We start from the raw sequence: 13555 nt of genomic DNA, 5'->3' as shown, positions 1-13555 counted from the left end.
CGGCATGGGCATCGCATCCATCGACGTCCTTCGACCGACCGTCGAGCGGGGAGGTGCGCGTGCACGGACCGGTACCGGCGGCCTGGCTGCTGGTCGCGCTGTGCACGGCGACCGGGGCCTACTGCCTGTTGCGGATGCGCAGCCGGGTCGAGGAACAGCGCCGGTCCGCGGGCGGCGAGGCGCTGATGGGTTTCGGGATGGCCCTGATGGCCGTACCGGCGGCCGTCTTCACGCCGCCGCAATGGGCGTGGCCGGTGTACGCGGCGGTGTTCGGTGCGGCGGCGCTGCGCGCGCTGTGGGCCGCCCGCACCGCCTCGCATCATCTGCACCACCTGGTGGGCATGTCCGCGATGGTCTACATGGCGGCGGCGACGGCCACCGCCCCGCCCGCCGCCCACCATGTGCACGGCGGCATCGGGGTGCCGCCGCTGACCGGCGCGCTCCTGGTGTACTTCATGGGGTACGTGCTGCTCGCCGGCGCCCGTCTGGTGCCCGCCGCCGTCGCGGTGGCCGGGCCCGGGTCCGCCCGCTGGGGCGACCGCCCGGAGCTGGCGCGGGCGTGCCGGCTGTCGATGGGGATCGGCATGGTCGCGATGCTGCTCACCATGTGAACGGCTCGGGCAGCGGCGCCGGAAGCATTGTCTGCGTCACTTCGGCCCCATGGGCCGCACGGTGAGCGGCCACGCGCTCATCGGGTGTTGCCCATGACGGTCCCCGTGGCACGGCTGCTGCTCGGCGCCTTGACCACCGTCGTCGCCCCCCGGCTGCTCGCCCGGGCCGACTGGGCGGACCGCGAACCGATCGTGCCTCTGGGCGTGGCTGGGGGTACCCCCTCTGAGGGAGCGTCGTGGTGGCCGTCCTGCTGTGCTGCGCGCTGTCGATGACGCTCAGCGCGGCCGCGGCCTGGCAGGCGGTGCGCGGGCATGTGTTCGCCCCCGGCTCCGCGCGCGCTCGTGGACGCGTACGCGCTCGGGACGGCCGGACCGTGGTCCGCCGCCACTGCCCTGCTGCTCGCCACTGCCGTGCTGCTCGCCGCGGGGGGCCTGTGGAGCCTCGCGATGCCGGTGCGTGAGGTCGTGCGGTCCCGGGCGCGACGCCGTGCCCGGCGGGCCGAACTCCTCGTGAGCGCACCGCTGTTGTCGGGCGAGGAGCCGGGAAGCGGCCGGTTCGTGGTGCTGGAGGGCGGGCGTCCCGACGCCTGATGGCTGTCGGGTACGGCACCCCAGCTGGTCGTCACCACGGCCGCGCTGCGCCGCCTGAGCGGGCGTCAGCTCGACGTGCTCCTCGCCCATGGGGAGCGGGGCGTGTTCGGCCCCTCCCCCACCCCGCAGGCCCATGTGCCGCAGCGCGTGCACCGCCTGCTCACCGCCCCGGACCGCCTCCCCGCCCTGCACCGGCTCCGCCTGACGGCACTGGCGGCGCTGGTGCCGGTGATCCCGGTGCTGGTGACGCTGGTACCGGGGCTGCGGGCACTCGGCTGAGCCTCCCGCCCGCCGGCCGGCGACCCGGCCGACCGGCTCAGATCGCTGGGCCGTCCGGGACCGTGGTCTCATGCAGGTCTTCCGGGTGCTGACGGACTGGGTCCGGGATCCGCTCAGGGTGACCCGGGCATGGCCGGGGGTCCACTGGCCCTCGGACGTGGTCGGTGGCCGGCTGTTCGGGGCGGCAGTGGCGGCCCTGGCGGTGACGGCGTACGAGTGGCCACGGCCCGGCAGTGGCAACTCGCCCGTAAACGCCGGTAATGCAGCCCCGATAGAGTCAAGGACATGACTGCTGTGCTGTTCGACTTCTCCGGGACGCTGTTCCGGATCGAGTCCGCCGAGTCCTGGCTGCGTGCGACGCTCGACGCGTCGGGGCACACCCTGTCCGAGCCCCGACTGAGTGAGACGGCACGGGCGTTGGACGCGGCCGGTGCACTGCCGGGCGGCGGTGTGGATCCGGTCGAGCTGCCGGCGGACCTGGCCGCACTCTGGGCGGTGCGGGACGAGACGGCGGAACTGCACCGGGCCGCCTACACCGGCGCGGCCCGGCAAGTGCCGCTGCCCGACCCGGGGTTGTACGACGCCCTGTACGAGCGGCACATGGCCCCGGCAGCCTGGTCCCCGTACCCGGACGCCGCCGAGGTGCTGCGCACCCTGCACGAGCGCGGGATCGGGGTCGGCGTGGTCAGCAACATCGGCTGGGACCTGCGCCCGGTGTTCCGCGCGCACGGGCTCGACCCGTACGTGGACGCGTACGTGCTGTCGTACGAACACGGGGTGCAGAAGCCGGACCCGCGGCTGTTCTCAGTCGCCTGTGGGGCGCTGGACGCCGATCCCCGGCAGGTGGTCATGGTCGGCGACAGCAAGGAGGCGGACGGCGGCGCGGCCGCGCTCGGCTGCCGGGTGCACTTCGTGGACCATCTGCCGGTCACGGAACGGCCCGACGCGCTGCTGCCGGTGCTGGACCTGGTCGGCTGAGCGTCGCCGGAGGCCTGGGAAGTGGGCCGGGAACAAGGGCTCGCCCGCACGCCGTCCGCCTGAGACGATCCCCCGCGTCGCCCCAGACGGACGGCAGCCCTGGACGGGCCCCGCACACGGCGGTGCTTCCCTGCGTGAGTATAGTTGGCTGGCAGCCAGTCAACGCAGGAGTTACAGGATGTCCCCGCGCAGCGCCTCGGTCAATGAAGAGTTGCGACGGCGTTCCCGGGAACGGCTGTTGCAGGCGGCCGTTGAACTGGTCGGCGAGCACGGCTTCGAGGCCACCACGCTGGGCGACATCGCCGACCGGGCGGGTTCGGCGCGCGGGCTGGTGTCGTACTACTTCCCCGGCAAGCGCCAGTTGGTGCAGTCCGCGGTGCACCGGCTGATGCACCGCACGCTGGAGGAGGCCCTGGAGCGCGAGCCGCGCACCGAGGACGGCCCGGAGCGGCTGGCCCGGGCCATCGACGCGATCCTGGGCCTGGCCCGCGACCATCCCGTGCTGATGCGGCAGCACATGGCCGGACTGCTCCAGGGGGAGGGCTTCGTGCAGTGTCCGGAGCAACAGCGGCTCGGGGAACTGCTCGGGGACACCGTCGCCCGCTACGGCTCCCAGAACGTCGCCGCCGACTACCCGATGCTGCGCGCCGTGCTGATGGGGGCGGTGTACGCGGCACTGATCCCGGGGGTGCCGATGCCGATTCCGGCGCTGCGGGCCGAGCTGTTCCAGCGGTACGGGCTCGACTGGTCGCTGGGGATGCCACCGGAGAGCGAGACGGGTTCCGGGGCGCGGGAGCGGGATCTGTCCCGGTTCTTCGCGACGGAGGAGCGCACGGACCTGAGCTGACGCCCCTGGCGATGGTCAACTCCCCTCACTCCTGGCACATACGCGACGTAACCGCGTGATCACACTCCATACGAAGGAACACGCGGCCGCGTCATCCCGCCGGCCCCTGCCGCCACGCGCGGGGCGGTGTCATGCTGGAGCCGTCCGCACACCCTCCTTCCGCCAAGGAGTTCCGCTGTGCTGCGTGTCGCCGTCGTCGGTTCGGGGCCGAGCGGGTGTTACACCGCCCAGAGCCTGGTCCAGCGGGATCCCGGGGTCCGGGTGGACGTCCTGGACCGGCTGCCGTGCCCGTACGGCCTGGTCCGCTACGGCGTCGCCCCGGACCACGAGAAGATCAAGTCCCTGCAGGGCAGCCTCGCGGCGGTGCTGGAGCACGAGCGGGTGCGCTTCCTCGGCGGGATCCGGGTGGGCGGCCCGGGCGGGCTGCCGGTGGAGCGGCTGCGGGAGCTGTATCACGCGGTGGTGTACTGCGTGGGCGCCGCGGGCGACCGCCGGCTCGGGATCCCCGGCGAGGAGTTGCCGGGCAGCTGGTCGGCGACCGACTTCGTGGCCTGGTACAGCGCGCATCCGGACGCGGCCGACACGGGCTTCCTGCGCGGGGTGCGGTCGGCCGTCGTCATCGGCGTGGGCAATGTGGCGGTGGACGTCGCCCGGATGCTGGTCCGGGGTGCCGCGGAGCTGAGTCCGACGGACATCCCGCAGGCGGCCCTGGACACGCTGACGGCAAGCGGGGTCCGCGAGGTGCACATGGTGGGCCGGCGCGGTCCGGCGCAGGCCCGCTTCACCACCAAGGAGCTGCGCGAGCTGGGCGACCTGCCGGACACCGAAGTGGTCGTACAGCCAGGCGAGTTGGCGCTCGACCCGGCCGAATCCGGCACGCTGCCCGGGGTGCAGCGGCGCAATCTGGAGGTGCTGCGCGACTGGGCGGAGCGTCCGCGGACGGCGGCCGGCCGGCGGATCGATCTGCGTTTCTTTCTGCGGCCCGTGGAACTGCTCGCGGACGGCGGCAGGGTGGGCGCCGTCCGCTTCGAGAGGACGGCACCGGACGGACACGGCGGGGTGACGGGCACACGGCGGTACGAGGAGGTGCCGGCCCAGCTGGTGCTGCGGTCGGTCGGTTATCGCGGAGTGCCGCTGGACGGGCTGCCGTTCGACCCGGCGAGCGGCACCGTGCCGCACGAGGAGGGCCGGGTCGTGCGCGGCGGTGTGCCCTCTCCCGGCGAGTACGTCGCCGGATGGATCAAGCGCGGCCCGACGGGTGTCATCGGCACCAACCGGCCCTGCGCCAAGGAGACGGCGGCCTCGCTGCTCGCAGACGCGCCCGGCCTCCTCGGCGAGCGGGCGCTTCAGGATCCGGTGCCGGCGCTGCGGGCGGCCGGGTTCGAACCGGTGCCGTGGACCGGATGGCTGGCGATCCAGCGGGCCGAGACCGAGCTGGGCGCCCGGCTCGGGCGGAGCGTGGTCAAGCTGGCCGACTGGGACGCGCTGCGCGCGGCGGCCCGCTCGGCACAGCCCGGCCGGGTGTGACACAGGCCGGTCGGGCAGGACACACCACGGCAACAGTCCGGAAATCAACAAACTGTTCAAGGCGCTTACGGTCTCCTCCTGTCCGGATGCCACTGTCCACCCGCAGCATGTTGGAGTCCCCATGGCCACCACCGCAGAGGTGCACCCCGTCGACGAGATACCGCCGGTACGGCAACTGGCCGCGTTCGGTCTGCAGCATGTGCTCGCGATGTACGCGGGCGCCGTCGCCGTACCGCTGATCGTGGGCGGCGCGATGAAGCTGTCGCCCGCCGATCTGGCGTATCTGATCACCGCCGATCTGCTGGTGTGCGGCATCGCCACGCTGATCCAGTGTGTCGGCTTCTGGCGGTTCGGCGTCCGGCTCCCGATCATGCAGGGCTGTACGTTCGCGGCCGTGTCGCCGATGGTGCTGATCGGGACGACGGGCGGCGGACTGCCCGCGATCTACGGCGCGGTGATCGTCGCGGGGCTGGCGATCATGCTGCTCGCGCCGGTCTTCGGCAGACTGCTGCGCTTCTTCCCGCCGCTGGTGACCGGCACGGTGATCCTCATCATCGGGGTCTCGCTGCTGCCGGTCGCGGGCAACTGGGCGGCAGGCGGGGTCGGCGCCAAGAACTTCGGGGAGCCCAGGAACCTGGCGCTGGCGGCGTTCGTGCTGGCGGTGGTGCTGGGTGTGCAGCGGTTCGCGCCCGCCTTCCTCTCCCGGATCGCCGTCCTGGTCGGCATCGCGGTGGGCCTGGCGGTCGCGGTGCCGTTCGGGTTCACCGACTTCAGCGGGGTGAAGGACGCCGACTGGGTGGGCATCAGCACGCCGTTCCACTTCGGGGCGCCGGCGTTCCACGTCTCCGCGATCGTGTCGATGCTGGTGGTGGCGCTGGTGTCCATGACCGAGACGACCGGTGACCTGATCGCCGTCGGTGAGCTGACCGAGCGGAAGGTCGAGCCGCGTCCCCTCGCCGACGGGCTGCGCGCGGACGGTCTGTCGACCGTGCTCGGCGGAGTGTTCAACACCTTCCCCTACACGGCGTACGCGCAGAACGTGGGCCTGGTCGGTATGACGCGGGTGCGCAGCCGGTGGGTGGTCGCGGCGGCCGGCGGGATCCTGGTGCTGCTCGGCCTGCTGCCCAAGCTGGGCGCGGTGGTCGCGGCGATCCCGGCGCCGGTGCTGGGCGGCGCGGGTCTGGTCATGTTCGGCACGGTCGCGGCGAGCGGGCTGCGGACCCTGGCCAGGGTGGACTTCAAGGGCAACCACAATCTGACGGTGGTGGCCGTCTCGGTGGCGATCGGCATGCTGCCGGTGGGTGTGCCGACGGTGTACGAGAAGTTCCCCGACTGGTTCCAGACGGTGATGAACAGCGGCATCAGCGCGGGCTGTCTGTCCGCGATCGTACTGAACCTGCTCTTCAACCATCTTCCGGCGAGGGCGGGTTCGGGCGCACCGGGTTCGCCGGATTCAGGCTCCGTCGCCGAGCCGGCGGGTCTGTAGCTCGGCTGCGGCGAGCAGGCTGTCGAGCAGTCCCGGGAAGAGATCGTCCAGGTCGTCCCGGCGCAGGACGTTCATCTTGGCCGTGCCCCGGTAGACCTGCCGGATGACCCCGCTCTCGCGCAGCACCCGGAAGTGGTGCGTGGACGTGGATTTGGTCACCGGCAGGACGAAGTCCGAGCAGGTCAACTCCGCTTCACCGGCGGCGAGTTCGCGCACGATACGCAGCCGCATCGGGTCGGAGAGCGCGTGCAGCACGGCCTCCAGGCGGAGCTCCTCCCGCGCCGGGTGCGGCAGCGCGCGACCGGTGGTGGCGATGTCGGTCACGGTGGCCGCCCTTCGTCGCGTGATCCTTGCCCTGCAAGGATTGTACGAGAGTCATCGTAGTTTGACATCTCTCGTACTACGAGGGTTATCGTACGAGCCGTACGAGTCGACCGGGCGGTACGAGTCGACCAGGGGTCCCGTGACGAATGGAGTCCGTCGTGAGCGCGCTCTTCGAGCCCATCACCCTGCGTGAAGTGACCATCCCGAACCGGGTGTGGATGCCCCCGATGTGCCAGTACTCGGCCGCACCGGAGGGACCGCTCACCGGCGCCCCGCACGACTGGCACTTCGCACACTACGCGGCCCGCGCCACGGGCGGCGCCGGCCTGATCATCGTCGAGGCGACCGCCGTATCGCCGGAGGGCCGGATCTCGCCGTACGACCTCGGTCTGTGGAACGACACCCAGGTGGAGGCCTTCCGCCGGATCACCCGCTTCCTGGCCGACCAGGGCACGGTGCCGGGCATCCAGCTCGCGCACGGCGGCCGCAAGGCCTCCACCGACCGGCCGTGGAAGGGCGGCGCGCCCGTCGGACCGGAGGCGGGCGGCTGGCGGCCGAGCGCGCCGAGCGCCGTACCTTTCGACGAACGGCACCCCGTGCCCAGCGAATTGACGGTGGATCAGATCTCAGTGATCGTCCGCGAGTTCGCCGCCGCCGCACGCCGTGCACTCGATGCCGGCTTCGAGGTCGCCGAGATCCACGGCGCCCACGGGTACCTGATCAACGAGTTCCTGTCGCCGCACTCCAACCACCGCACCGACGCCTACGGCGGCTCGTACGAGAACCGCACCCGCTTCGCCCTCGACGTCGTGGACGCCGTACGGGAGGTGTGGCCCGAGGACAAGCCGGTGTTCTTCCGGATCTCGGCCACCGACTGGCTCCAGGACGGCGGCTGGACCACGGAGGACACGGTCCGGTTCGCCCGCGAGCTGCACGCCCACGGGGTCGACCTGCTGGACGTCTCCACCGGCGGCAACGTCTCCGGCGTGACCATTCCGGCCGAGCCGGGCTACCAGGTGCCGTTCGCCGCCCGGGTGAAGGCCGAGACGCCGCTGCCCGTCGCCGCCGTGGGTCTGATCACGGAGGCGGAGCAGGCCGAGAAGATCCTGACGAACGGCGAGGCCGACGCCGTCCTGCTCGGCCGCGAGCTGCTGCGCAACCCGTCCTGGGCCCGGCACGCGGCCCGCGAGCTGGGCGGCGAGGTCCGGGTGCCGGAGCAGTACCTGCGCTCGGTCTGAGTCACCGCGGCGGGATCCGACCACCGTCCGAGGTCGCTTCAGCCTGAGGCGACGTCAGCGGTCCCGCCGTACCGTCCGAGGCCACGGCGGCGGGTCCAGCCGTACGACCGAGGTCACCGCGGCAGGATCCGCCGGCCGTCCGAGGTCACCCCGGCAGGATCCGCCGTACCACCCCACGTCACCGCGGCAGGATCCGCCGTACCGTCTCCTCCAGGCGAGGCAGCGCCCGCTGTCCTGCCAGCGCCACGGAGATCGCCGCCAGGACGCCGGCCCAGGCGACCGGGCCGAGCGGGGTGCATCCGACGGCGTGGCTGACGCCCGGGGTCTCCACCACCACGGCCAGCGCCACGGCGGAGCCCAGGCAGGTCAGCTGCACCAGACGGCTCTCGCGCCGGTCCAGCCAGGTCTGCACGAGCTGGGTGCCGACCACCCCGCACAGCGCCATCGTGCTGGAGCGGCGAGGCGTTCCGGGGGTGAACCGGCCGATCAGCCAGGCCGTCACCGCGCCCAGGCAGGTGGTGAGCGCCCGGTGCCGGATCTGCCGCAGCAGCGGCTCGCCCAGCACCCCGGCCGGCTCCTCCACCTGTGCCGGGTCGGCGCCGTCCTCCTTCTCGGTGACCGCCACCGCCATCGACGGGAACAGGTCGGTGAAGAGGTTCACCATGAGCATCTGCCGGGTGGACAGCGGCGCCCGGCCGGACAGCAGCGTGCCGAGGAGGCCGAAGCCGACCTCGCCCGCGTTGCCGCCGATCAGGATGGCGATGGCGTCGGCGACGCTGTGCCACAGCGCCCGTCCCTCGCCGACCGCGGCGATCAGGACCGTCAGGTCCTCGTCGGTGAGGACGATGTCGGCGGCGTTGCGCGCGGCGGCCGAACCTCGCGCGCTGATCCCGACCCCGATGTCGGCAGCGCGGATGGCGGCCGCGTCGTTGGCGCCGTCGCCCACCATGCCGACGACCCGGCCGGCGTCCCGCAGCGCCTCCACGACCTGGAGCTTCTGCTCGGGCGCCACCCGTGCCACCACGCCCGCGTCGCGCAGCATCCGGGCCCGGTCCGCCCGGTCCGCGGCCGCCAGTTCGTCCCCGGTGACCACCACGGTGTCCTCGGGCCAGCCCAGTTCGGCCGCGACGGCCCGCGCGGTCTGCGGATGGTCACCGGTGAGCATGACCGGCCGTACACCCGCCTCAAGCAGCCCCCGAACCAGCGCCGTGGAGGTCTCGCGCGGTACGTCGGACAGCGCGAGCAGACCGGTGAACTCCAGCTCCCCCAGCGGCTGTTCGAGGACATCGGTCTCATCCTCGTCCGGGCCGAGCCGCCGCTGCGCCACCGCCAGCACCCGCAGGCCGTCCCCGGCCAGGCGCTGCGCCGCCTCGGCGGCGTGCGCGGGGGTTCCGGAGCAGGCGGGCAGCACGGTCTCCGGGGCGCCCTTGACCACGAGCACGAGCGGTCCGTCGCCACTGCGGCCGACGGCGGCGGCGTATCCGCGGGCCGCCTCGAACGGCAGGTCCGCGCGCCACGTCCAGTCCGGGTCGGGACCGGCCGCCGCCAGCACGGCCTCGTCGGTGGCGTGCACCGGTTGTTCGGAACCGCCGTCGGGTTGCGGGCAGGCGCGGGCGGCGGCCCGGACGGTGCCGGCCGAGCCGGGGTCGTCCACCGCGCGGACCGTGCCCTCGGCATCGCATGTACGCACCACCCGCAGCCGGTTCTCGGTGAGGGTGCCCGTCTTGTCGAAGCAGACGGTGTCCATACGGCCCAGCGCCTCCAGGGTGCGCGGGGTGCGCACGAGGACACCACCCTGGCTCAGCCGCCGGGCGGCCGCCAGCTGGGCGACCGTGGCCACCAGCGGCAGCCCCTCCGGTACGGCCGCCACGGCCACCGCGACCCCACCGCTGACCGCCTCCCGGACGGGGGCACCGCGCAGCAGCGCGAGTCCGGTCACCGCGGCGCCGCCCCCCAGGGTCAACGGCAGTGCCTCACGGGTGAGTTCCTGCAGCCGGGCCTGTACACCGGCGGCCGGGGGCGTGCGGGCGGCGAGGTGCACGGCGCGGGCGGCCTCCGTGTGCTCACCGATGTCGACCACCACGGCCCGGGCCTGGCCCGCGACCACGGTCGTCCCCTCGAAGACCATGCAGCGCCGGTCGGCCACGAGTGCGTGCGGGGTCGGGGCCGTCTGCTTCTCCACCGGCAGCGACTCGCCGGTCAGGGCCGATTCGTCGACCTCCAGTCCCTCCTGCCACAGCAGGCGCGCGTCGGCGGGCACCACGTCGTCCGTCTTCAGCCGGATCTCGTCGCCCGGACGCAGCTCGCCCGCGTCCACGGTGCGGGTGCCGCCGGCCGGTGCCTCGGCCTCGTGCGGTACGAGCCGCGCCTTGCGCTGCTGCTCCGCGACCAGTCCGGACAGCGCCCGTTCCGCACGCAGCCGCTGGAAGCCGCCGACCAGGGCGTTCAGGTCGAGGGCGCCGAGGACGAGCAGGGCGTCGACGACCGAGCCGAGGATCGCCGAGGCCGCCGAGCCGACCGCGAGGACCGGGGTCAGCGGGTCCTGGAGTTCGCCGCGTACGGCCCGGCCGAGCCGGTACGTCCAGCGCGCGGGAGCGGCGAGCGGGTGCCCGGTGACCCCGGCGGCGGCCGACCGCACGAGGGCGAGAAGCTCGTCCACGTCGCTGGTCTCAGCGGCCGGTTCGTGCTCCAGCCGCTCCTGGGCCGCCGCGGCCTCCAGGTCGTGCCAGTGCACGCGCGGACGCGGATGCGGGGGCCGGGCCGCCGCCACGCCGAGCGCGGCCCGGGCGCCGGAGAACAGGGCGGTCGCGGCGGCGGCGTCGACGGGGGCGTGCCGCAGTCCCGGCAGGGCGGCAAGGCGTCCGCCGGGGCCGCGCGCCTCGCCGACGGCCACCAGGAGACCGGAGAGCGCGGCGCCGGAGCGGGCCAGGGTCTGGGCGTGCCGGCCGACCGTACGGGCGGCCGGAATCGCGGTCAGCACCCGCCACACGTCGGGCAGCCCGTGCAGGGCCAGGATGTCCGCGCCCCAGACCACCGCGCCCGCGCGGTCGGTGAGCGCGATGCCGATGTCGGCGGCGGACAGCCCGGCCAGGACGTCGTGCTCACCGGCCGCGCGCACCCGGGCCACGACGAGCACCCCGCCCGCGTCGCCGCGCGCCTCGTACACCACGTCGTCCAGCGGCCGGCGCGCGTCCACGACCTGGTCGGCGAGGCCGGTGAAGTCCTCCAGGGCGGGGTCGTCCACGAGCACGACCCTCAGGCCCGCCCGGCGGGCCGCGTCCAGCACCGGTTCGGCCCACGGGTCCGCCTCGCCCTTGTCGGTGCGCAGTACGCCGGCGGGCAGTACGAGCGTGCCGGCCAGCTCCAGCCGGCGCAGCCGGTCCGGGTTCCTGACCAGCACTCCGGTACGGGCGAGCGCGGCACTCAGCAGCGCGTGGAAGGCGGCGGGGCCGTAGCGGGCGGCCTTGGGCGAGCCGGCGAGGACCGCCTCCGCCGCCTCGGCGCCGTCGTGCTTGACCAGCAGGGTGGCCGCGGCGCCCAGCAGACTGCCCGCGAAGGCGTGATCGGCGTACTCCTGGGCCGGGGACTCCGGCAGCGGCGGCCGGGGCGCGTCGGCGGCCGGGAGACTGAGCCGGTCGGGCGCGCAGAGCTGGTCGTGCACCGTGTCGAAGGCGGCGGCGCGGGCCACCGTCTCCGCCACCTGACAGCTCCGCAGAGCGCCGTCGAGCACCAGGGAGGTGGGGGTCTGTCCCGCACCGTGGACGGCGGCGTTCGCGCAGGCCAGGCCGAGGTCCATGGGTGCGTCACCGAGCCGGGCCCGCAGCCAGGCACGACACCGCGGGTTCTCCCGCAGCAGCGTCACCACCGCGGTCGCCAGCCGGGGCGAGGGCGGCAGCCGCAGCGCGTACGCGGTGAGCGCGGCGCCGATCCCCACCCCGTCGGCGGCGAGCGCGGCCACGGCGGCGCGCACCCCGGCGGGGTCGGCCGGATGCGTGGTCTCCTCCACGTCCGCGGCGGACAGCACCAGCCCGTGCCGCTCGGCCAGGTCGGCGGCGTGTTCCACGACCCTGTCGGCGGCCTCCTCGCCGGTCGCGGTCACCACCAGGCGGGCGAGCCCCTGGTCCCAGTACGCGACGAGCACGTCCGGCCGCTCGGCCAGCGTCCGGGCCACCCCGCGCGCCAGCCGCGCCGTGCCGCCCGCCCCCTCCACAGCACGCAGCGCAAGGTGCGCACGGGCGCCGGCCCGCCACCGGCCACCGGGGCCGGGCAGTGCGTTGCGCCCGACCCGCGCCACCCGTACGGCGGTGTCCGCGCCGCGCACTCCGGCACGCGCCGTTCCGGCGGCGGCACCGGCGACGAGTCCGACGGCCGGCGCCAACAGCCGTGGCGGGGCAGTCAGCAGCCGCGCCGCCGCCGAGGGCACCGCCAACAGCCCGGGCACCACGGCCGCCCTCAGCGCGTGGCGCGGCCGGGCCGCGCGGTGGGTCCGAGCGGACCGGTGGACGGCTTGGGCACCGCATCCTCGACCTCCGGCCCCTCGTCCCCGCGGGAGGCCCGGGAACTGTCGGACGCCCTGATACCGGCGGGCGCCCTGGCGCCGCCGGACGCACCACTGCCTCCGGCCGCCTGGGCAGTGCCGTACGCCTGGCGCCCACGCGAAACTTCACCGGCACGGGAGGCCACTGCACCACCGGACGTCTTGCTGGCGCCGGAAGCCCCGGCACCACCGGACGTCTTGCTCGCGCCGGAACCCCCGGCACCGGACACCCTCGCACCACCAGATGCCCCACCACCACCGGACACCCGGCGCCCAGGCAAAGCCTCACCAGCACCAGAGGCCACGGCACCACCAGACGTCCCGGCCGCGCCGGAACCCCCGGCACCGCCGGACACCCTCGCGCTGCCGGAGGCCCTGCCACTGCCGGCTGCCTGGCGCCCGCGCGAAGCCTCCGCATCGCCGAGTCGCCCGGTCGCGCCCTCGCCGCCGGCCTCGGCCGCACCGGATGCCGCAGAACCCGCTGCACCCTCCACCCCGCCCCCACCGGAGGCCGCGCCGCCCGCCGCTCCCGTCTCATCGGACTCCGCCCGGCCCCTGCCGCCGCTCTCGTCTCCCTCTCCCGCCGAGTCCTCCGTCCCATGCTCGCCCTCGGCGCACCGGGACCGGCCGCCCCCGGTGCCGGACCTGAGGGCCGCTGTGCCGAGGTCGTGGGGCGGGCCGGCGTCCTTGTCGCCGGCCGTGCGTGCGGCCGGTCCTTCGGTGGCTGCTCGCTCCGCGACGGCCACCGGACCGGGTGGCTCGGCCGCTCGGCGGTTGCCGGGCGCCACGAGACCCTCTCTCCCGGCCGTCACCGCCACGCGCTGGCGAGCACCCGCCGGACGCAGCGGCCGGGGCTGGGTGAGCCAGGCCACGGCTGCACCGGTGAGGGCGACGGGCCAGTCCACCACGCCTGTGGCGCCCAGTACTCCGGCGCCCACGTACACCGCGATCCGCCGCCCACGGGGCGAGACCGCACCCACCTTGTCCAGGGTGTCCACCGCGGCCCTGCTCACCAGGCCGGCGCCGGGTACCCTGCGCACTACCGAGGCCGCGCCGCTCACGGGCGCCGTGAGGGCCGGCGACGACTTCTGCTCAGCCATGACTCTCCTCGGATGAGACCGCCTCTCGTGCCCCACC

General features: G+C 74.4%; 8 protein-coding genes and 1 pseudogene. 7 read left to right on the top strand and 2 right to left on the bottom strand.

All coding sequences use genetic code 11. The features are described from left to right. Positions 1 to 59: 59 nt before the first annotated feature. The 6 genes and pseudogenes from LE548_RS07520 to LE548_RS07490 all read left to right on the top strand — a co-directional run bounded on the left by LE548_RS07520 (position 60) and on the right by LE548_RS07490 (position 6319). Positions 60 to 611, top strand: coding sequence for a DUF5134 domain-containing protein (locus LE548_RS07520; RefSeq protein ID WP_225095869.1), 552 nt, complete (start codon positions 60 to 62; stop codon positions 609 to 611). 93 nt (positions 612 to 704) lie between these two features. Beyond that, positions 705 to 1481: pseudogene (locus tag LE548_RS07515) on the top strand (M56 family peptidase). A gap of 285 nt (positions 1482 to 1766) precedes the next feature. After that, on the top strand, positions 1767 to 2459 hold the full coding sequence (locus tag LE548_RS07505; protein ID WP_225095868.1) for an HAD family hydrolase: 693 nt from the start codon (positions 1767 to 1769) through the stop codon (positions 2457 to 2459). Between the two features lie 178 nt (positions 2460 to 2637). After that, positions 2638 to 3306, top strand: a complete 669-nt coding sequence (locus tag LE548_RS07500; protein WP_225095867.1) for a TetR/AcrR family transcriptional regulator — start codon at positions 2638 to 2640, stop codon at positions 3304 to 3306. A gap of 177 nt (positions 3307 to 3483) precedes the next feature. Next, on the top strand, positions 3484 to 4833 hold the full coding sequence (locus LE548_RS07495) for an FAD-dependent oxidoreductase (RefSeq protein WP_225095866.1): 1350 nt from the start codon (positions 3484 to 3486) through the stop codon (positions 4831 to 4833). 121 nt (positions 4834 to 4954) lie between these two features. After that, on the top strand, positions 4955 to 6319 hold the full coding sequence (locus tag LE548_RS07490; protein WP_225095865.1) for a nucleobase:cation symporter-2 family protein: 1365 nt from the start codon (positions 4955 to 4957) through the stop codon (positions 6317 to 6319). Here the strand turns inward: LE548_RS07490 and LE548_RS07485 are convergent. Further along, positions 6287 to 6643 carry a helix-turn-helix transcriptional regulator gene (locus LE548_RS07485; RefSeq protein ID WP_225095864.1) on the bottom strand — a complete coding sequence of 119 codons (357 nt, stop codon included), beginning with the start codon at positions 6641 to 6643 and terminating at the stop codon, positions 6287 to 6289. The two genes, LE548_RS07490 and LE548_RS07485, sit on opposite strands and share 33 nt — an antisense overlap. A gap of 158 nt (positions 6644 to 6801) precedes the next feature. Here LE548_RS07485 and LE548_RS07480 point away from each other — a divergent pair, with 158 nt between their 5' ends. Further along, a complete protein-coding gene (locus LE548_RS07480) occupies positions 6802 to 7881 on the top strand; it encodes an NADH:flavin oxidoreductase/NADH oxidase (RefSeq protein ID WP_225095863.1) in 1080 nt (359 codons plus the stop codon). 178 nt (positions 7882 to 8059) lie between these two features. On the opposite strand, the gene LE548_RS07475 is transcribed toward LE548_RS07480, so the two are convergent. Beyond that, entirely contained in the window at positions 8060 to 12325 is a 4266-nt protein-coding gene (locus tag LE548_RS07475) for an HAD-IC family P-type ATPase (RefSeq protein WP_374116033.1), read from the bottom strand. Positions 12326 to 13555 lie beyond the last annotated feature (1230 nt).

The sequence above is a fragment of the Streptomyces sp. CoH27 genome (assembly GCF_020181035.1).
Lineage (GTDB): Bacteria > Actinomycetota > Actinomycetes > Streptomycetales > Streptomycetaceae > Streptomyces > Streptomyces camelliae.
This window is presented reverse-complemented; position numbering and strand designations above follow the sequence as displayed.